Annotated in this window: 22 protein-coding genes; 13 read left to right on the top strand and 9 right to left on the bottom strand. The window is 59.6% G+C overall.

Annotation, left to right across the window (positions count from 1 at the left end; genetic code table 11):
• Positions 1–146: 146 nt before the first annotated feature.
• Positions 147–1661, top strand: a complete 1515-nt coding sequence (locus ACXAH8_RS12745; RefSeq protein ID WP_475218944.1) for an FkbM family methyltransferase — start codon at positions 147–149, stop codon at positions 1659–1661.
• Between the two features lie 17 nt (positions 1662–1678).
• Here the strand turns inward: ACXAH8_RS12745 and ACXAH8_RS12740 are convergent, their stop codons facing one another.
• Positions 1679–2455 carry a FadR/GntR family transcriptional regulator gene (locus ACXAH8_RS12740; RefSeq protein WP_475218942.1) on the bottom strand — a complete coding sequence of 259 codons (777 nt, stop codon included), beginning with the start codon at positions 2453–2455 and terminating at the stop codon, positions 1679–1681.
• A gap of 149 nt (positions 2456–2604) precedes the next feature.
• Here ACXAH8_RS12740 and ACXAH8_RS12735 point away from each other — a divergent pair, with 149 nt between their 5' ends.
• From ACXAH8_RS12735 to ACXAH8_RS12720, 4 genes are all read left to right on the top strand, one after another.
• Positions 2605–3813: an aminotransferase-like domain-containing protein gene (locus ACXAH8_RS12735; RefSeq protein ID WP_475218940.1), complete on the top strand. Its 1209-nt coding sequence runs from the start codon at positions 2605–2607 to the stop codon at positions 3811–3813.
• 35 nt (positions 3814–3848) lie between these two features.
• Entirely contained in the window at positions 3849–4244 is a 396-nt protein-coding gene (locus tag ACXAH8_RS12730; protein WP_475218938.1) for a hypothetical protein, read from the top strand.
• Positions 4245–4385: 141 nt separating this feature from the next.
• Complete coding sequence (locus ACXAH8_RS12725) at positions 4386–7841, top strand: chromosome segregation SMC family protein (RefSeq protein ID WP_475218935.1); 3456 nt, start codon at positions 4386–4388, stop codon at positions 7839–7841.
• A 55-nt stretch (positions 7842–7896) separates the two neighbouring features.
• Positions 7897–8253 carry a hypothetical protein gene (locus ACXAH8_RS12720; protein ID WP_475218933.1) on the top strand — a complete coding sequence of 119 codons (357 nt, stop codon included), beginning with the start codon at positions 7897–7899 and terminating at the stop codon, positions 8251–8253.
• A 24-nt stretch (positions 8254–8277) separates the two neighbouring features.
• On the opposite strand, the gene ACXAH8_RS12715 is transcribed toward ACXAH8_RS12720, so the two are convergent.
• From ACXAH8_RS12715 to cobD, 4 genes are all read right to left on the bottom strand, one after another.
• Positions 8278–8763, bottom strand: coding sequence for a LysM peptidoglycan-binding domain-containing protein (locus ACXAH8_RS12715; RefSeq protein ID WP_475218931.1), 486 nt, complete (start codon positions 8761–8763; stop codon positions 8278–8280).
• Positions 8764–8895: 132 nt separating this feature from the next.
• A complete protein-coding gene (locus ACXAH8_RS12710; RefSeq protein ID WP_475218929.1) occupies positions 8896–10059 on the bottom strand; it encodes a lytic murein transglycosylase in 1164 nt (387 codons plus the stop codon).
• A 10-nt stretch (positions 10060–10069) separates the two neighbouring features.
• Positions 10070–10990 (bottom strand): adenosylcobinamide-phosphate synthase CbiB, encoded by a 921-nt coding sequence (cbiB, locus tag ACXAH8_RS12705; RefSeq protein ID WP_475218927.1) that lies wholly within the window; start codon positions 10988–10990, stop codon positions 10070–10072.
• On the bottom strand, positions 10987–11946 hold the full coding sequence (cobD, locus tag ACXAH8_RS12700; protein ID WP_475218925.1) for a threonine-phosphate decarboxylase CobD: 960 nt from the start codon (positions 11944–11946) through the stop codon (positions 10987–10989). The genes cbiB and cobD overlap by 4 nt, the downstream gene beginning before the upstream one ends.
• A 181-nt stretch (positions 11947–12127) precedes the next feature.
• Between cobD and ACXAH8_RS12695 the strand changes: the two genes are divergently transcribed.
• On the top strand, positions 12128–12490 hold the full coding sequence (locus ACXAH8_RS12695) for a response regulator transcription factor (protein ID WP_170556374.1): 363 nt from the start codon (positions 12128–12130) through the stop codon (positions 12488–12490).
• Here ACXAH8_RS12695 and ACXAH8_RS12690 read toward each other — a convergent pair.
• A complete protein-coding gene (locus tag ACXAH8_RS12690) occupies positions 12472–13461 on the bottom strand; it encodes a glutathione S-transferase family protein (RefSeq protein WP_475218921.1) in 990 nt (329 codons plus the stop codon). The two genes, ACXAH8_RS12695 and ACXAH8_RS12690, sit on opposite strands and share 19 nt — an antisense overlap.
• 212 nt (positions 13462–13673) lie before the next feature.
• Between ACXAH8_RS12690 and ACXAH8_RS12685 the strand changes: the two genes are divergently transcribed.
• Positions 13674–14027, top strand: coding sequence for a hypothetical protein (locus ACXAH8_RS12685; RefSeq protein ID WP_170380466.1), 354 nt, complete (start codon positions 13674–13676; stop codon positions 14025–14027).
• 96 nt (positions 14028–14123) lie between these two features.
• Here the strand turns inward: ACXAH8_RS12685 and ACXAH8_RS12680 are convergent, their stop codons facing one another.
• Both ACXAH8_RS12680 and ACXAH8_RS12675 read right to left on the bottom strand, forming a co-directional pair.
• A complete protein-coding gene (locus ACXAH8_RS12680; RefSeq protein WP_475218919.1) occupies positions 14124–14651 on the bottom strand; it encodes a L,D-transpeptidase family protein in 528 nt (175 codons plus the stop codon).
• Between the two features lie 3 nt (positions 14652–14654).
• The gene (locus ACXAH8_RS12675) at positions 14655–15827 is read right to left on the bottom strand and encodes a MalY/PatB family protein (protein WP_475218916.1); all 1173 of its coding nucleotides are present in this window, start codon (positions 15825–15827) and stop codon (positions 14655–14657) included.
• 94 nt (positions 15828–15921) lie between these two features.
• Here ACXAH8_RS12675 and def (ACXAH8_RS12670) point away from each other — a divergent pair, with 94 nt between their 5' ends.
• The 6 genes from def (ACXAH8_RS12670) to speB are packed head-to-tail and all read left to right on the top strand — an operon-like array spanning position 15922 to position 19252.
• Positions 15922–16440 (top strand): peptide deformylase, encoded by a 519-nt coding sequence (gene def / locus ACXAH8_RS12670; RefSeq protein WP_475218913.1) that lies wholly within the window; start codon positions 15922–15924, stop codon positions 16438–16440.
• Positions 16437–16931: a peptide deformylase gene (gene def / locus ACXAH8_RS12665; RefSeq protein WP_475218910.1), complete on the top strand. Its 495-nt coding sequence runs from the start codon at positions 16437–16439 to the stop codon at positions 16929–16931. The genes def (ACXAH8_RS12670) and def (ACXAH8_RS12665) overlap by 4 nt, the downstream gene beginning before the upstream one ends.
• Before the next feature lie 44 nt (positions 16932–16975).
• A complete protein-coding gene (fmt, locus tag ACXAH8_RS12660) occupies positions 16976–17890 on the top strand; it encodes a methionyl-tRNA formyltransferase (RefSeq protein WP_475218908.1) in 915 nt (304 codons plus the stop codon).
• A 6-nt stretch (positions 17891–17896) separates the two neighbouring features.
• Positions 17897–18133 carry a hypothetical protein gene (locus ACXAH8_RS12655; RefSeq protein WP_170380460.1) on the top strand — a complete coding sequence of 79 codons (237 nt, stop codon included), beginning with the start codon at positions 17897–17899 and terminating at the stop codon, positions 18131–18133.
• 1 nt (position 18134) lies between these two features.
• Positions 18135–18371, top strand: coding sequence for a GlsB/YeaQ/YmgE family stress response membrane protein (locus ACXAH8_RS12650; protein WP_475218906.1), 237 nt, complete (start codon positions 18135–18137; stop codon positions 18369–18371).
• Positions 18372–18430: 59 nt separating this feature from the next.
• Positions 18431–19252 (top strand): agmatinase, encoded by an 822-nt coding sequence (gene speB / locus ACXAH8_RS12645; RefSeq protein WP_475218904.1) that lies wholly within the window; start codon positions 18431–18433, stop codon positions 19250–19252.
• A 2-nt stretch (positions 19253–19254) separates the two neighbouring features.
• On the opposite strand, the gene ACXAH8_RS12640 is transcribed toward speB, so the two are convergent.
• Positions 19255–19845 (bottom strand): COG3904 family protein, encoded by a 591-nt coding sequence (locus tag ACXAH8_RS12640; protein ID WP_475218902.1) that lies wholly within the window; start codon positions 19843–19845, stop codon positions 19255–19257.
• Between the last annotated feature and the right edge of the window lie 16 nt (positions 19846–19861).

Genomic DNA, 19861 nt, shown 5'->3' with positions numbered 1-19861 from the left:
GCCCGGACTATTGCTTCTGTCGAAGTGTCAAACAAGGCAGACATTTGGTCGGCAGATTTCATTGGATACCAGCCTGGCAGAGCTCAGTACAATCTTGCTTTGTGCAAACTGCGACGCATGTCGCGCGAGGAAACGGACGAAAAGAAATGAAAACGATACCGAAGGCGTCTGTCGTAACCAAAAAGACCGGGTACGAGTTGGAGTTTTCGTTCTGTTCGTTGGTGTCCAGCGCTGATCAATACCAAAATATGATTGTTTCAATGCGAAATGCGGGTTTTGATGATACATTTTGCGAGTTTCTCTATGTCGACAATCGCGCGGAAAATACTGGTGATGGATTTGCTGGTTTGAATGCGGCCCTAAACCAGGCTCGAGGGCGGTATGCGATTTTGTGCCATCAGGATATCCTTGCAATAGATGGACCCGCAAGGTTGCGAGAAGTAATTTCACAAGTTAGCGAGTTGGATCCAAATTGGGCGGTTTTAGGGAACGCAGGAGTTGGAGGCAAAGATCGTTTTTACTATTTGACTGAAAGAAACACAGTTGTCGCAGGGACGAAAAGGAACCCAATAGCCAGGGTGAATTCTCTTGATGAGAACTTCATGGTGGTTCGCCAAAACACCCGCGTTGCATTCTCGAATGATCTCACGGGGTTTCATCTCTATGGAACAGACCTCGTTGCGCAGGCCGAAATGCGAGGATACTCTTGTTACGTCGTCGATTTCCGAGTGGAGCATTTGGGCCTAGGCAAGATTGACGATGCGTTCAAGGAATCTTGCAATAGGTTCGAAGAAAAATATGCTCGCGCATTCAAGCCGAAGACTGTAACCACGACATGTGCAACAGTCGACATTGGTACATTGGAAGGTAAGGGGCGAAAAGATCGCTACCTTGGATTTGAACGCGGACCAAACTTTGTTCGGCCGAGTAAAAAAGCGAAGAAGAAAATTCGTTCAAAACTGTCGGGGCACACCATTGAAATAGACGGAATGCGATTCAGCTACCCCGAAGATATTCCTTTTGCTGCGTACCACGCCCTCTACAAAGGGTTTTATCAGCAACCAGAGCGCAATTTGATGCAGGACTATCTTCCTGCTGATCTCCCAGTCGTTGAACTTGGTGGATCCTATGGAATTGTCTCAGGACTTGTGAATCGAAAACTGAACGAGGACGCTCGCCAAGTTGTTGTCGAAGCTAACCCCAAACTCTTAGACCTATGCAGAGAAAACGCGCTCGCTATCAACCCTAGTCGAAAACTTGCGCTAGTTAATTGTGCGATAGACTATTCTGGAAGAGATAGTATCTCGTTTACGGTCACCTCCGGTACCCACGGTAGCCATGTCGCTGAAGACTGGCGGGACAACGGAACCGGTGGCGAAAGAATATCGGTGCAAGCCATGACATTGACTCAGCTAATGCAACAAGAGTGCATTGAAGGTGAGTATTCTTTGGTGTGTGATATTGAAGGCGCTGAGTTCGATCTGATTTCCCAAGATGCAGCGGCGCTTAGCAACTGTCGTGCAATGATTGTGGAGTTGCATCCTGGAGTATTTTACGATCAGGGGAAAACCGTTCAGCAATTACTAGAAAAGCTGGAGGCTTACGGTTTTGAAATTCAAAAAAGTGAAGCAACGGTTGTTGCTGCCGTACGCGCGAACTAGGAATTGGTAGCTCTACATCAATCGGGCCACATCATCGGTAGATGTTGAAGTCTTTGCTTTGCGATTTCGTCATTTCGTTTCGAGGTTTGCTGCTCAAAGAGACACGTTTCGACAAAATTCAAATGTTTTTCAACAGCTTGCTTTGCCTTGAAGGGATCGCGCTGTTGCAGCGCCTGATTAATCGCCCGGTGTTGGTCGAGGATGGCTTCGCGGGTTGCGCGTTGTTGGAACATCATTTGGCGATTGTAGAACACGCCCTGACGCAGCAGGTCGTACATCGATCGCATCATATGCAGCATGACCACATTGTGGCTGGCCTCGATGATGGCCATGTGGAAATCCGCGTCCAGCTGCGCCTCATCTTGGGTGGCGTTGCGGTCATGGGCGGCCTCCATCCGGTCAAAGATCGCCTGAACGACCTTCAGATCACTGGTCGATCCCAGACGCGCGGCACGCTCGGCCGCCAGCCCCTCGAGGTCGCGGCGGAAAGAGAGGTAGTCGAACACCGCCTCTTCATGGCTGCCAAACAACCGGATCAGTGCTGGCGAAAAGGCAGATCCTAGCACCTCGGCCACATAGATCCCTGACCCGGCTTTTGCGGTCAGTAGGCCCTGCTCCTGCAATTCGGCGATGGCATCGCGTAGGGACGGGCGCGAGACTCCCATCCTCTCGGCCAGTTCTCGTTCTGACGGCAATCTCTCGCTGGGGCGTAGGATGCCACGCAGGATCAGCAGCTCAATCTGCCGAACCACAGCAATCGATAGCTTCTCGGTCTGAATTTTCTGAAAAGGCATAGGGTCGTCCGAAATTGGTCAAAACATATGACCACAGGGCGCGTGCGGGTTCAAGAACAGGGCTTCACATCGTGTGAAACATTAGGTCAGCATTATTGACTTTACTTAGTGCCTGCATAGGCTGCGCGCATTGAGATCGGAGGAGCCCAATGACTACAAATCCGCTATTCGCCACTCGGACGCAGAACATGAAGGCATCCGAGATCAGGGAGTTGCTGAAACTGTTGGATCAGCCGGATATCATCTCATTCGCCGGTGGTATCCCCGATCCTGCCCTGTTTCCGGCGGACGCGTTTGCGCAGGCCTTTCAGACGGCCCTTGGTCCAGATAGGCAGGCGCAAGCGTTGCAATATTCGGTGAGCGAAGGATATGCTCCGCTGCGCGAATGGCTTGTCGACCATATGGTCTCTATCGGAGTCGCGTGTGATATGGACAACATCCTGATCACTTCGGGCTCGCAGCAGGCACTGGACTATTTGGGCAAGCTGTTTCTGTCGCCGGGCGATACCGCTCTGGTCGGCTGGCCGACCTATCTGGGGGCAATCTCCGCGTTCAATGCCTATGAGCCGCGCTTCGACCGGCTCAACATTCCCGGCAATCAAGGGGCCGAGGAATATCGAAAGGCCGCAGGCACAGGACGGGTCAAATTCGCGTATCTCTCGCCGGACTTTTCCAATCCCACGGGTGAAACTGTCGATTTGCGTGGGCGCGAGGCGCTGCTGGATCTGACCGAGGATCTGGACTGCGCGGTCATCGAAGATGGGGCCTATCAGGCGCTGCGCTATGACGGTGCGCCAATCCCTCCGGTTCTGGCGCTGGAGCAATCGCGGAAGGGGTCGATCGAGGCCTGTCGGACGATCTATTGCGGTAGTTTCTCGAAGACCCTGTCGCCGGGGTTGCGGGTTGGTTGGGTTGTGGCGGCCAAACCTATCATCTCGCAGCTGGTTCTGATGAAGCAGGCGGCGGATCTCCATTCGGCCACGATCAACCAAATGGCCGTGCATCAGGTGGCGACGGCCTGTTTCGAAGGCCATATCCCAAAAGTTAGGCAGACCTATCGCGCGCGCCGCGATGCCATGCTGGCGGCGTTGCAGGCCCATATGCCCGACTGTGTCTCCTGGACAAAACCCGAGGGTGGGATGTTCGTGTGGCCGACGCTGCCCGCTGGGACCAGTGGTGCTGCGCTTTTGGCCCGAGCTCTGGACACGGTCAAAGTGGCCTTTGTTCCAGGTCAGGCGTTTTTCCCAGATGGCAGTGGTGAAAATACAATTCGGCTGAGTTTCTCAAACTCGGACGAGGACACCATCCGCGAGGGAATTCGACGCCTTGGGCAGGTCTTGCGCGCAGGCGATTGGTAAGGCTTCGTTAACCATATCACCGTTAGAACGGCAGCATGATGCGCTTACTTCCTATCCTGCTGCTGGCTGCCTGTTCGGGTGGCTCGCCTCATTTCCGTGATCTGCCTGCGACGCGGGTCGCGGTGAATGGCAGTGTCTTTGACGTGCGTGTGCGCGGGCCACTGGCCGAGGCGGTGCGGGTGAACTCTCAATACGCGCCGCGCTTGGGGCCGGTTCGCGACCGTGCGGCGCTGGCCATGGCGCAGGTCTCGGGCTGTCCGTTGATGGATGTGCTGGGGGATGCGGCGGTGACGGTGGGCGTGCTGAGCTGTGATCAGGAACTTGGGGAAAAGCTGATCTTTGGTGCGCTGCTTTTGCGGCCCTATGAATGCGTCAACTACGGCTATTCTGGGGAGACCGGTTATCAGGTCTTCGAATGTACGCCCTACTAGCGCGCGTCGCATTGCGCGTGAAACTGCCAAGATGTTGTGGATAACTCGGGTCCATTGCCCATATCCTGCGCATATTCGTTGACTCGGCCCCAATCCGTTGCGCAGACTTCCCTGTATTAGGAATCATGGGACAGGCCGCCTTTGCGCTTTAGCAAACTCAAACTGACCGGCTTCAAAAGCTTTGTTGATCCGACCGATCTGATCATTGCGGATGGGTTGACTGGTGTGGTGGGTCCCAATGGCTGCGGCAAATCCAATCTTCTTGAGGCTCTGCGCTGGGTGATGGGTGAAAACCGCCCCAAATCCATGCGCGGCGGCGCGATGGAGGATGTGATCTTCGCTGGGGCGGCTACGCGACCCGCGCGCAACTTTGCCGAGGTGGTCCTAACCATGGACAACTCGGAACGTCTGGCGCCTTCGGGCTTCAATGACAGCGACCAGTTGGAAATCGTCCGCCGCATCACCCGCGACGTGGGCAGCGCTTACAAGACCAATGGCAAGGATGTGCGTGCCCGCGATGTACAGATGCTGTTTGCCGATGCCTCGACCGGGGCGCATTCGCCCGCGCTGGTGGGGCAGAACCGCATTGCCGAGCTGATCAACGCCAAACCCCGTGCCCGTCGTCGCATTCTGGAAGAGGCTGCCGGGATCTCGGGCCTCTATCAGCGACGGCATGAGGCCGAGTTGAAGCTGAAGGGCACCGAGGCCAACCTGACCCGTGTCGATGACGTGCTGGAACAATTGGGCGGCCAACTTGCGCAATTGGCTCGTCAGGCCCGTCAGGCGGCCCGCTACCGCGAGATTGGGGAACAGTTGCGGCAGGCTGAGGGGATGTTGCTCTATCGGCGCTGGAAAGAGGCCGATATCGCCCGCCAGGTTGCCGAAGACAAACTGCGCGACCGGATCACCGAAGCTTCACGCGCCGAGGCTGCCGCCCGGGAAGCCGCCGCCAAACGCGCCGAGATCGAGGAAACCTTACCTCCCCTGCGCGAAGAAGAGGCCATCGCCGCCGCCGTCCTGCAACGCCAGCAAGTGCAGCGCGATCAGCTCTCGGATCAGGAAACTCGCGCGCGCCAGACCATTGAAACGCTGACCAACCGCATTCAGCAACTCGGCAACGATATCGAACGTGAAACGGGTCTGAACCGCGATGCGGGCGAAATGATCGAGCGCCTGGAATGGGAAGCCCGCGAGTTGATCAAGGCCGCGGAAGGTCATGATGAGAAGGTTACCGAGGCCGCTAATGTGGCGCGCGAAGCGGCCTCCATCCTGCAGGAACGCGAAGACTACCTGTCTCAACAGACCGAGGATATGGCCCGCCTGGTCGCACGCCACCAGTCTGCGCAGCGATTGGTTGAGGACAGCCGCAAGACCCTAGCCCGTTCTGAGGGCGAAGAGCAGAAAGCGCGGCTGGCGGTGGACGAAGCCAAGTCTGCCCTGACGCGCGCGGATGACGCTTTTGAGGCGGCGCAAGAGGGTGAGGAAGAGGCTCGCGAGGCTGCCGAAGCGGCCGAGGAAGCGCTGGCTGCCGCTGATGAGATGCGGACCGAGACGCAGGCGCGTGAGGCCGAGGCACGGGCCCAACGCTCCGAGGCCGAGGGCGAGTTGGGGGCCATCCGGGCCGAAACCACCGCGCTGGCCAAGCTGGTCGAACGGGACACCGCCGAAGGCGGGCAGGTGCTGGACCTGCTGCGCGTCGCGCCGGGCTTTGAAAAGGCGCTGGGGGCGGCTTTGGCCGACGACTTGCGCGCGCCGTTGGTTGAGGGCGATGGGCCATCGGGTTGGGTTAAGGTCGCGGGCTACGACGCGGATCAGCCTCTGCCAGAAGGGGCCGAACCTTTGGCGCTGCATGTCTCGGGGCCAGATCGCCTCAGCCGCCGGATCGCGCAGATCGGCTTGGTGGATGCAGAGCTTGGCGCGCGGTTGCAGGCGTCCTTGAAACCGGGGCAGCGGCTGGTGTCGCGTTCGGGTGATCTGTGGCGCTGGGACGGATTCCGCGCCTGGGCCGAAGATGCCCCCAGCGCTGCCGCCCTGCGATTGGAGCAGCTGAACAAGCTGGAAGCCCTAAAACAGGAACTCGCCCGCACCGAGGCACAGGCCGAAGGGGCCCGCGCCGCGCATGAGGCCCTGTCGCAGCAATTGGCCGATGTCACCGAAGCCGACCGTCGCGCGCGTGAGGCACGCCGCGCTGCCGATCAGCGGATGGCCGAATCCGCCCGCGCCTTGTCGCGCGCCGAAGCGGATCGCAATCTGGCGCAGGGTAAGCTGGAAACTCTGACCCTGTCTGTGGATCGCCACAAAGACGACGCCATGTCTGCCCGCGCGCAACTGCGTGAAGCCGAAGCGGCGCTGGCCGAACTGGGCGACCTCGACAGTGCCCGTGCGCAGGTTGAAGACATCAAGCAAACGGTCGAGGCCGCGCGGATCACCATGCTGACACACCGCTCGACCCATGATGAACTGCGCCGCGAGGGTGAGGCTCGGACACGTCGCAGCCAGGAGGTGACGAAAGACCTCAGCGGTTGGAAGCACCGGTTGGAGACCGCCGAAAAGCGGATTTCTGAACTGGCCGACCGCAAGGAGGGGTCCGAGGAGGAACTCTCTGAGGCCATGGCTGCGCCCGCCGAGATCGCCGAAGCGCGGGAAGAGCTGAATGAGATGATCGAAGCCGCCGAAGCCCGCAGGGCCGAAGCGGCCGACAAGCTGGCTCAGGCGGAAACCCAGCAGCGAGAAGTGGTTCTGGCCGAGCGCGAAGCCGAACGTCTGGCCTCGGAGGCGCGTGAAACCCGTGCGGCGGCCGAGGCGCGCTGTGATGCGGCCAAGGAAAGCGTCACGGCTGCGGCGGAACGGATTGCCGAGGATCAGCAGCTGACCCCGAACCAGTTGCTGAACCAGTTGGACGTGAACCCCGATCAGATGCCCGCCGCCGACGCGCTGGAGGCCGAAGTCAATCGCCACAAACGCCAGCGTGACGCGATGGGTGCGGTGAACCTGCGGGCCGAAGAGGACAGCAAAGAGGTTCAGGAGGAGTTCGATACTCTAAACAGCGAAAAGGCTGATTTGGAAGAGGCAATCAAAGCCCTGCGCAGCGGCATTGCCAGTCTAAACCGCGAAGGGCGTGAGCGTCTGCTGACCGCGTTTGAACAGGTGAATTCGAACTTCGCCATGCTGTTCAAGCATTTGTTCGGCGGCGGCGAGGCCAATCTGGTCATGGTCGAAAGCGACGATCCGCTGGATGCGGGCCTTGAGATCATGTGCCAGCCGCCGGGCAAGAAACTCTCGACCCTCAGCCTGCTGTCGGGTGGGGAACAGACCCTGACCGCGACCGCGCTGATCTTTGGCGTCTTCCTCGCCAATCCGGCCCCGATCTGCGTGCTGGACGAGGTCGACGCGCCGCTGGACGATGCCAACGTCACCCGGTTCTGCGACCTGCTGGACGAGATGTGCCGGCAGACCGACACACGGTTCCTGATCATCACCCACCACGCAGTAACCATGGCGCGGATGGACCGGCTATTCGGCGTCACCATGCAGGAGCAGGGCGTCAGCCAACTGGTCTCGGTCGATCTGAAAAAAGCCGAGCAGATGGTCGCCTGACCCCCTCACCGCAACGTTATGCCTGTTTCACGACGCTTCGGGCTAGGGTGGCGGTATGATACGTTTCTTCCTGCTTGCCCTGCTCTCCGCCACCCCGCTTTATGCCGCCGAATGGGCCGTAAAGCCCGGAGACGTGCCTTTGACCTCTGAAGAGCTGAACGGTTTGGCAGGCCGAACCTTGACCTTTTTTGACGACGGTCAGTCAAAATACTCGGCCGGAGGGGCCTATTCCTACACCTACGCCAGCGGAGAATCCGCCTTTGGCACCTATTCCATTGCCGAGGATGGCAGCGTCTGTATCGCCTATCGTAACGGGTTCAGCCGGTGTGATCTCTATGTGCGAAGTGGTGAGCGGCTGATTCTGATTGATCAAAAGGGTGATCGGTATCCAGTTAGATCCGAAGCGCAATAGCCGTCTGCCGCTACTCACGCGCGATCAGACAATCGGAATCCTCAACTCCTGACCGGGGAAAATCACATTCGGGTCGCTGATAAAATGCGCGTTCGCCCTTTGGATCACCGAGACCTGCCCGGCATTGCCGTATTGCGATACAGAGATCGCGGTCAGAGTATCTCCCGGCGCGACGGTGTAGTTTCGATACCCGACATATCCCGGCAGAATGCGCGGACCGTAAAAGATCGGAACATGGACGGTCGGAATCCCGCCCTCACCACCGGCGCTATCATCCTTGACCGTCAGGATCAGACGGTCGAGTTGGAAATTCGGATTGTCAGGGACTTCCAGCGTGGCCTGAAACTGGCGAAGCGCAATTGCCCCAGCCGTCGCGGCTCCATTGAATTCCACATGACCTTCGGTGACCGAGATGGAAAGGTGTCCTTCAAAGCCAACGGCGTTGCCGGCGATCATGATTGTCTGGCCGACGATGTCGAAGGGTTGGGGCTGAAGTATCTCAATATTCATCAATGAACTCCTTCGCAATGGATAAGGAAATCATACCCCGAACAGGCTTTGGGACAAAATCGGACCGGTGGAAAATGGCCCATTACGCCCCACTTGCTGACGTTCTGTTCAGCCAGCAGTGGGGCGCTCGTCCTAGAGTCTGTTCAGTAGGTCAGCCGTAGGCCAGGCATCCGCAGGCAGGCCCAAACGCGCCTGCTCCGCCTGTACTGCGGCCCGAGTACCAGCCCCTAATATCCCGTCGATTTTGCCCACGTCATAGCCACGCGATTGCAGTTTGCTCTGCAATTGCTTCATCTGTGCGCCGTTCAGGCCTGCCGCAGGATTGCCCGCGTCGTAGATCTGCGCGCCTTCTAGCCTTGTGCCGAAATAGGCCGCCGTAAGGACATAAACAAAGCTCTGGTTCCATTCGAAATAGACGTCGAAATTCGGATAGGCCAGAAAGGCCGGCCCCTTGTGCCCCTGCGGCAGGATCAGCGAGGCAGGCAGGTTGGCCAACGAGCCGCTGCGGGCCTGCACACCCATAGCCTGCCAGTCAGACACTGCACGAGGTTTGCCCGGCCCGGACAGCGACCAGTCCATCTGCGCCGGCACTGTCACCTCTTGCAGCCAGGGCTGGCCCGGTTGCCAACCCAGATGGGATAGCATCTTGCCGCCTGACATCAGCGCATCCGGGGCCGAGGTTTTCAGCGAGACTTTGCCGTCCCCGTCCCCATCCACGCCGTTTTCCAGTATGTCGCGGGGCAGCATCTGAACCATGCCGATTTCTCCGGCCCAGGCACCAGTAGTGCGGGCGGGGTCGAAATTTCCCTGACTGTACAGCTCGATGGCAGCGAAGATCTGGGGTCGGAACAACTCGGGGCGGCGGCAGTCATGGGCCAGCGTGACCAGAGCATTGCGGGTGTTGAAATCGCCCTGAAACGCGCCGTAGTCGGTCTCGAACGCCCAGAAGGCCAGCAGGACCCCGCGTGAGATACCATATTCGCTCTCGATCCGGTCGAAGACCGCGTCGTATTTCTGCGACATAGCCTTGCCCCGGTCGATCCGGTTTTGCGAGATCAGTCGGCGTGAAAAGTCGATGAAGGGTTTCTGGAACACCCCTTGCGCGCGGTCGGCTTTCAGAACGGCGTTGTCCTGCTGGACGCCCTTGAAGAAGGCGTCGATAGTCGGTTTGTCGAACCCTTGCTGAACGGCCTCGGCCTTCAACCCTTTGACGAAGGCATTGAACCCTCCGCCACATTGCGCAAAGGCGGGCGAGGCGAACAGGGCGGCGGCGACGAGGCCGGACAAAAAGCGCATGGGGCGTCCTTTAGAAGATCACGTTGATCCCAACCCACACTGAGACGAGGCCAAGCGCAAGCCCCCAGACACGCCAGAGCATGTCGCATGCGCGGAAAACCTCTTCCGTGCCGATTAGACGGCGCGCATCGCCATTGACCCAGGCCAGATCGCGCAACTGCCCGTCATAACTGCGCGGCCCGGCCAGTGCGACGTCCAACGCGCGGGCCATGGCGGCCTCGGGCCAGCCTGCATTGGGCGAGATATGGCGGCGAACATCCTGCAGGATATCCCTCCAGCGCGCCCATTGGCCTGACAGCGCCAAGATCATCAGGCAGGTCAGGCGCGCCGGGATCAGGTTCAGCAGGTCGTCGAACCGGGCCGAGGCCCAGCCAAAATCGCGGTGTTTCTCGGTGCGGTAGCCGATCATACTGTCAGCGGTATTCACGGCCTTGTAGACCAGCAACCCTGGCAGGCCCGCCACCAGAAACCAAAAAGCGGGCGCGATAACGCCGTCGCTGAGGTTCTCTGCCGCGCTTTCGATCGCGGACCGGGCGACCTGTTCCTCGGTCATGTCGCTTGTGTCGCGTGAGACGATCATGGCCACCTTCGCCCGCCCTTCAGCAAGCGAGGCGTGTAACCCTTCGCCGACGGCGCGGACATGGGTCACAAGCGACTTCTGCGCCAACAGGATCGCACAAACCAGGATCTCCACAACTCCACCCAGCTGTGCCAGTACCCAGCCGACACCATAGGCCGCCGTGACCAACAAGACCAGCGTACAGACGCCCTTGGCGCGCCGTGCTGTGCCGTGATTCAGTTGTTTGTCCAGCCATCCAATGGCATTGCCGATCACCACCGCAGGGTGCCGAATGCGGGACCAGAGCCAGTCCGGCTCGCCCAATGCCGCGTCCAGACACATCGCGCAGACCAACAGAAAGGGTATGCTCACAGCGCGGCCTCCAGCCGATCCCACCCGTGTGCAGGAGGGAGGCCAAGGCGCAGATAGCGTTGTGAATAGGGGAAGATGCGGCTCCAGATATGTGCCTGCGCCAAACGGTCTTGCCAGAGGGCTGCATCATCGACCTCGTAGAGGCGGAACAGGCTTGTGCCTCCGACCAGCCGCGCGCGTTTATCAATAACCATGGCGTCCAGCCGGGTGGCCTCGTCTTCAAGACGCACGCGGGTCTCGTTTGCCCAATCCGTGTCCTGCAGGGCTTTTGTTCCGACCCGCAAAGCAGGCCCCGAGACAGACCAAGGGCCCGTCAGGTCGTTCAGTCTGGCAATCAGTTCCGATGCACCGATGGCAAAGCCCAGTCGCATCCCGGCCAGCCCCCAGAACTTACCAAAGCTTTTCAGAACGATCACGCCGGGCTGTCCGGCCAGACGGATCAGCGAGGCACTAGGCGTCACGTCGCAAAAGCTTTCATCGATGATGGTCAAAGGCGCGGTGGCGTCGCTGGCCTGCCACACCCGGCCATCCGGGTTGTTCGGATGCACGATCACCCGCGCATCAGCAGGGCCGGTTTCCTGCACCGACCAGCCTTGAGCCCGAAAGGCGGCGGCATGTTCGTTATAGGTGGGCATCGTTATCTGCACCCGGCCTTGCGCCGCCAGTGCGGGAATGCGCGCGATCAGAGCCGAAGCTCCGGGCGCGGGCAGGATCGCTGCCTCAGCCGGGACATTCCAGAACTGGCGGGCGGCTGTGCTGAGCCGCTCGAACGCCCCATGATCGGGCAGTTCGGTCCAATCCGAGGGGGACAGCCCTGCGATCGGGTAGGGATGCGGGTTGATGCCGGTGGACAGGTCGATCCAATCGCTACGCGCGCCGCCATATTGCGCGATAGCCCCATCTAGACCGCCACCATGGTCGCGTTTCGCACGAGGATTCAATTCGGTATCGTTCATCCCACCGCATGTCCCAAATGACGTATTCGCCCCGCTTCAAGCGGATTTTCGCCGTTTTGACAAGCAAATCCGCTTGTTCAGGGCGGTTAGCAGGCAGAGTTAACACTTTGTTAAGGAAATGACGTGATCACGGGTCTTGGGGGTCGGCACCACTCACCACACCAAGTGCCGAGGTTGTAGTATGAAAGTTTTGATTGTTGAGAGTAACCCCGATCTGGGTCGGGTTTGGAAAAGGCATCTTGAACGGCAAGGTGCCGAGGTGACGCTTGTAGCCGGGCAAGAGGCCGCGATACTGGCGCTCTATGGCTCTGAGTTCGAGATAATCGTGCTGGATCTGGTTCTGGAAACCGGCAGCGCGCTGGCCGTAGCCGATTTCGCCAGCTACCGCCGCCCTGAAGCGCGGGTAATTTTTGTCACCAACACCACCTTCTTCTCGGACGGGTCGATCTTTGCCCACAGTCCCAATGCCTGCGCCTATGTGCAAAGCGGCACCCCGCCCGAGGATCTGGCGGCGATGGTAGAGCACTACGCAGCGGGGCGCTGATCCCGTCCGTGCGGTTCAAGATAGTCAAGCGTCGGGTTCACCGGGATGATCCGGTGCGGATTGATACTGTTGTGGCTGTAGTGATAGTGCCGCACGATATGGTTCATGTTCACGGTCTGCGCGACGCCCGGCCATTGATATAGCTCACGCGTATAGGCCCAGAGGTTGGGGTGATCGATCAGCCGGCGTTTGTTGCACTTGAAGTGCAGGTGATAGACCGGATCGAACCGGATCAGCGTGGTGAACAAACGCCAGTCAGCCTCGGTCACGCGGTCGCCCATCAGATAGCGGTTCTGGGCTAGCCGGTCCTCAAGCCAGTCCAACGTGTCGAACAGTGGGTGGACGGCGGCATCATATGCCTCTTGCGAGGTGGCAAAGCCGGATTTGTATACGCCATTGTTAACGTCTGAGTAGATCCGCGCGTTGACCTCTTCAATCTCGTCGCGCATCGCCTCGGGCCAGTAATCATCGCGGTTGCCCGTGATCTCGTTGAAGGCCGAGTTGAACATGCGGATGATTTCCGAGCTTTCGTTCGAGACGATCGTCTCCTGCTGTTTGTCCCACAGGATTGGCACCGTAACTCGGCCGGAATAGGCGGGGTCGGCTTTGGTATAGATCTGATGGGCGTAGTCCAGACCGTAGAGATCATCTCCGGTCGCGCCATGATCATCGGTTTCAAAACTCCAGCCCTTGTCCAGCATGTCTGGATGCACCACCGAGACTGAGATCAGATCGGTGAGCCCTTTGAGTTCCCGAAAGATCAGCGTCCGATGAGCCCAGGGGCAGGCGTGGCTGACATAGAGGTGATAGCGCCCCGGTTCAGCCTTGAAGCCACCTTTGCCGGACGCGCCAGCGCTGCCATCAGCCGTCAGCCAATTGCGGAATTGAGCGGCGCTGCGCTTGAATGCGCCGCCGGTGGATTTGGTGTCATACCAGGTGTCGTGCCAGGTTCCGTCGACCAGCAGGCCCATCTCGCGTCCTCCGTATCTGCGTTTCGGCAAAGATAGGGTGCAGAACCCGGCCTTCCTATGACAGCCCGCGCGCATACAGCCTGCACCTGCGCACATCACCGGCCTGAGATGTGCGCGCAACATCTGTGGGCGCTTTGATGTTATGTGGTCGGCTTCACTGGATTTTTACAGTTTTGCCTCCACAATAAGAGATATCGAAGGGGGGAAATTTGATGAGTACCTATGTTTCCAAGGAAATGAGCGCTGAGTTGGAGGCCGCGCGAATCGCCACTTTGAAAAAGACCAGCCGTTTGCGGGTGGAAATGGGCGACAATTACTTCAAAATTCTTAGATTGTGGAAGAATGGCTTTACAGTTGAGGCTGAAACCACGCCGCGTTTGCGCGGGTTAGTCGATATCCATGACGGCGCGAACCATCTGTATCAATGCCTGATCGTCGCGGACGAGGAAGAGGCGGGCGAAATGCGCTATGAGTTCAAGCGCAACACGGCGGCTTCCGACAAGGCGCCGCTGGATTTCTACCGAGCGCCAGATGCTCCGATTGCTCTGCTGGGGCACGAGGACTAAAGCGTTTTGCGTTTTACCTGAGGCAAGTCCATTGAAAGGCGCGTTCGACCGAAGGGAGAGGCAGCGTATGTCGCCTCAAATCAAACGCATAGCGATCTAGGGTCGAATTTCGACGGTCGTTCCGGTCGGAGTCAGGCTCCAAAGCTGTCCCATCTCGTCATTGGACAAAGCGATACAGCCAAGCGTCCAGTCTCCGGGCAGGATGAGGCCGACAACGCCATTTGGTTGCCCGTGAATGAAGATATCTCCGCCGGGGTCTATGCCCCGCTGCTGTGCGCGGGCTATGTCTTCGGGTTGAGGGTAGTCGATCCCAAGTGACAGGTGGAACGCACTGTTCGGGTTGCGCCGGTCGATGGTGAACATCCCAACGGGCGTCTTACCGTCGCCTTCCTGCTCTTTGTCTCCTTCTGGCGCGAAGCCCAGTGCGATCTCGCTCTGCAGTACGATGGCGCCGTCCAACGTTGCGGTCAGGCGACGGGCAGATTTTTCGATCAGAATGTGATCGATCTGTGCCGCGTCAGGCGCCATGGCAGGCGCGGGAGGGCGCGGCCCGTATCTCTGCCAGCCGATCCAGCCAAGGGCTGCGATCAGAAAGACTAGCGTGATCCGGGCCAGCAGGCGCATCTGCTATTGCAGATCCCCGAACGCCTGCTTCAGCCGCACGCAAGCTTCTTCGACGCGGGCGTGTTGGGTGGCAAGGTTGAAGCGTTCGAAAGTCTCGCCGCCCGCACCAAACCCGGGGCCTGACGAGGTCGCGATGCGCGCATCCTTGCGTAGGCGTCGAACAAACTCATCATGGCTCATCCCGGTGCCCGAGAAATCAACCCAGGCCAGATAGGTCGCCTGTAGGGGCATCGACCAAAGGCCGGGAATCTCGGCGATCGTGGTGTCAAATAGCCGGCGGTTTTTATCCAGATGCGCGACCTGAGCATCCACCCATTCCGCCCCTTCGGGCGTATAGGCGGCGGTGATCATGGCCACGCCAAGGGCGCTTGGTTCATAATCCATTGTATCCAGCCGGTGGCGCATCGCCGCGCGCAGCTTCGGGTCGGGGATGATCATGTTGCCGGTGCGCTGTCCCGCAATGTTGAACGTCTTCGACGCTGCAGTAAGGGTCACGGTCCAAGGCCGCGCCTCGGGTGCTGCGACATCCATTGGGACGAACTTCGCCCCCGGGTAAACCAGATCATGATGGATCTCATCCGAGACCAGAATCAGCCCGTTGCGCCCGGCGAATTCAGCCACAGAGCGCAGCTCCTCAGTCGTCCAAACCCGGCCCGACGGGTTTTGCGGTGAACACCACAGCAGCAGCTTCTCCGACCCAACCAGACGCGACTGCGCGTCGTCCAGATCAATCGCGTAGCTGTCGCCCTCGCGCACCAGCGGGCATTCCACCACGCGGCGTCCGGATTTGTTCACCTTATGGGCAAACTCATGGTAAACGGGCGTGAAGATCACAGCGCCATCGCCCGGTTCGCTCCAGACATCCAGACAGAGGGCGATTGCATTGCCCAAACCTTGCGAGGTCAGCACCCAATCGGTGTCGATTTGCCAGGCATGGCGGGTTTGCATCCACCACTGAACCGAAGCCAGATATTCAGGGTGTTTCCACGAATAGCCGAAGACCCCATGCTCAGCTGCACGGCGCACCGCATCAATCACGCAAGGCGCGGTCTGATAGTCGGAATCAGCCGTCCACATCGCCAGCCCATCATCGGGGGATACGCCGTAGAGTTGCTCCATCTTGTCCCATTTTGAACTGTGGGTGCCGCGGCGGTCGGTTGGGGTATTGAAAGTCATGTCTGCTCCATCTGTCGAGGCGAAAGCTAACTACAAATCGGGCGGGTGCAAGGGGGGCGTTGCGGCGACGGGCGGGATGCCCTAAATCAGCCTCATGAAACGCACTATTTTGATCCATCCCGATCCTCGCCTAAAAAAACTCTGCGCCCCAGTTGCCGACCTGACAGATGATCTGCGCAAGTTGGCCGATGACATGCTGGAAACCATGTATGACGCGCCCGGCATTGGTCTGGCTGCGCCGCAGATCGGAGTGCTGGATCGCCTGATCGTTCTCGATTGCGTCAAGGAAGAGGGCGAGGCCCCCCGCCCTCTGGTCATGTTCAACCCCGAGGTTGTTGCCTCGTCGGATGAGACTAACGTCTACGAAGAAGGCTGCCTGTCGATCCCGGATCAATATGCCGAGGTCACGCGCCCAAAGGTCGTCGACGTGGCCTGGATGGACCAGAACGGCAACGCGCAGCAGGAAACATTTGATGGGCTCTGGGCCACCTGCGTGCAGCATGAGATCGACCACTTGGATGGCAAGCTGTTCATCGACTACCTCAAGCCGCTAAAACGGCAGATGATCACGCGCAAGATGCAAAAGCTCAAGCGCGAGAAGGCCCGCACATGAGTGTCCGCACCTGCCTGCCATGGCCGGACAAACGCCTGCGGACCAAGGCCGAAGATGTGCCCGAGATCACCGATGAAATCCGGGCTATCTGGGACGATATGATTGACACGATGGAGGCGATGCCCGGCGTTGGCCTCGCCGCGCCTCAGATCGGGGTGATGCTGCGTTTGGCGGTCGTTGATGGCTCGACCGAGCGGGGCCGCGTGGTGCGACTGGCGAACCCGGAAATCCTGCACAGATCGGTCGAGTTGCGCGAACATGTTGAGGCCAGCCCGAATCTGCCGGGCGTGTCGGCCAAGGTAAAGCGCCCTCGGGCCGTGACCGTCAAATTCCTGAACGAACAGGGCATCATTGACCGCCGCGATTTCGTGGGGATCGAGGCGACCAGTGTGCAGCACCAGATCGACCATCTGAACGGCCGGATGTATTTCGACCGCCTCAGCAAGGTCAAACGCGACATGCTGCTGCGCAAAGCCAAGAAACAGGGGTAGGTCGGGCTTCAGCCCGGCACCCGGAAACCGTACCGGAGCGGAACATGCGACTAATTTTCATGGGTACGCCCGATTTCTCAGTCCCGGTATTGGATGCTCTGGTCGATGCGGGGCATGAGATCGCCGCCGTCTATTGCCAGCCCCCGCGCCCCGCTGGTCGGGGTAAGAAGGACCGCCCGACGCCTGTCCATGCGCGGGCTGAGGCGTTGGGGCTAGAGGTCCGGCATCCAGTCTCGCTGAAATCGCCCGAGGAACAGGCCGCGTTTGCCGCGTTGAACGCGGATGTGGCGGTGGTCGTCGCCTACGGCCTGCTTCTTCCGCAAGCCATTCTGGACGCACCCGCACAGGGTTGCCTGAACATCCACGCCAGCCTGTTGCCGCGCTGGCGCGGGGCCGCGCCGATCCATCGCGCGATCATGTCGGGCGACGCGGAAACCGGGATCTGCATCATGCAGATGGAGGCGGGTTTGGACACCGGCCCCGTCCTGATGCGTCAGGCCACACCGATTGAACCTGAGGAAACCACAGCTCAACTGCATGACCGGCTCTCGACAATGGGGGCCGCGTTGATCACTGACGCGCTGGCTCAACTGCCGGACCTCACCCCCCAGCCACAACCCGAAGAGGGCGTCACCTACGCTTCAAAGATCGACAAATCCGAGGCGCGGATCGACTGGTCCCGTACCGCGGTTGAGGTCGACCGCCAGATCCGGGCCCTGTCGCCCTTTCCCGGAGCGTGGACCGAGATGGAGGGCGCGCGCCTCAAGCTGCTGGCCTCGCGCGTGGCCGAGGGGCGGGGTACTCCGGGAGAGGTACTGACACCCGAATTGCATGTCGCCTGCGGGCAGGGCGCGGTTGAACTGTTGCGCTTGCAACGGGCAGGCAAAGGCGCGCAGGATAGGGAAACCTTTCTGCGGGGTTGGCCCATCCCGGTCGGCACCCGCCTGACGTCGGAGTAGAGACAGATGTTCATGGTCCTGATGGGCACCGTCGTGATTGCCGGGATAGTCGGCTATCTCTCTGAGAAGACGGAATTCACCCATAACGGTTACCTTCAATCCATCATCATCTGCGTCGGTGGAGCATTCCTGTTCTACTTCGTCCGCATCATGTTCGGCATAAGCTTTGGCCCGCCTGGGCTGGACGCGGTTCTATCCTCAATCGGTGCGCTAATCATCGTGCCGACCCATTGGAGGCGATGACATGTCCGTTGTCGCCCTGATCGTGATCGGAGCCGCCGCAGGGTTCCTCGCCACCCGCCTGATGCGGATCGAGGCTGACATCCCCACTACCATGCTGATCGGTATTGTTGGTGCTCTGGTCGGCGGATTCCTGTTGCGTGCACTGATCACCGTTTCCGGCTGGTTGTCCGGTTTTGTAGGGGCGGTGCTGGGCGCGTTGCTGGTGATCTGGATCTGGCAGAGTTTAAAGCGCCGCTAAGGCTTGACCTTTCCCTTGGGTCGCCGCCAGATCAAGCCGAGTTTTAAAGCAGGTGACCCATGTCTTATGATCTGAACGCTGGTGATGTTGCCCTCATGGGCATTCCACTGGATTTGCATTCCTCGTTTCTACAGGGTCCGGCCTTTGCGCCTGGTCGCATTCGCGAGGCGTTGCATTCCGGTGCGGCCAACTTAACGGCCGAGGATGGCACCGATCTGGGGGCCACGGGTCGGTTCAAGGATACCGGTGATCTGGATGTGTTCGAGATGCGCGGGCAGGAGCCCATCGACCGTATTGAGGGCGAGGCGGCCGAACGGATCGAGACCGGCGCGCGGCTGTTGTCTCTGGGCGGCGATCATTCGGTCGCTTTCCCGCTGATCAAGGCCCATGCCGAGCGGTATGAGGGGCTGAACATCTTGCATATCGACTCGCATCCCGACCTTTATGACACCCAGGATATCGGCCCTCTGGGCCATGGCTGCCCTTTCGCGCGGGTGATGGAGACCGGCAAGGTCAAACGTCTGGTGCAGGTCGGCATCCGTACCATGAACAAGCACCAGCAGGAGCAGGCGGACAAGTTCGGGGTCGAGGTGATCGACATGCGCAATTGGCGTCCCGATCTGGAGATCAGCTTTGACGGACCGGTCTACCTGTCTCTGGATCTGGATGCGCTGGACCCGGCCTTTGCACCGGGTGTGTCACATCACGAACCCGGTGGGCTCAGCACGCGTGAGGTGATTGACCTGATCCATCGGTTCGAGGGGCAGTTGGTCGGCGCGGATATTGTCGAACTTAACCCCCATCGCGACCCGTATGGCATGACCGCAATGGTGGCTGCGAAATTCGTCAAAGAGATCGGCGCGCGGCTGCTGTCGCGCTGAGTTCAGCGCGCGTCGCAGGTCGCAGTTGACCCCAGCCGCGCGACGCGCGTGGTGGCCATGTCGTAGCTGTTGGCTTCGGCGGCGGTCATCCAGTGCATTTCGTCCTCAGCGGCGACTTCTAGTGTGTACCAATAGAAATCCTCGGCCACGCCGATATCGTCATAATAGTCCAGATATCGGTCGTGTTCGGGGTCGTCCTCGGGCAGTTCGGTGGCGATGATGCCCCCTCCGCCCCAGCTATGAACGCCGACGCAAGCGCCCGGTTTCAAGGTGCGTTTGTTGCCCGCCAGAAACAGGTCCGTCCCGCCCGAGGCGACCATGCCGTCGGACGGCACCACCGTGTCAAAACCCCGGTTGCGCACCTCACGCGAGAAGATCACGTTAGCATCGTCATCCACCGATCCTTCGATGTTTTGCAGGAGAAGCGTTTTGATCTGCGGGTTGTCGGCGGCCACTGCACGAAAGGCACCAAGGGTGGTGTGGTCGATGGCTCCGGTGACGACGATCTGATCGCCTTGGGCCACGAATTGCGTCGGGCTGTAGGGTTCCGCGCAAGAGGCGAGGCAAAGCGCACTGGCGGCGAGCAAGGACAAGGCAGGTTTCACAAGC

It is taken from the genome of Ruegeria sp. ABV3_008 (assembly GCF_056161185.1).
This window is presented reverse-complemented; position numbering and strand designations above follow the sequence as displayed.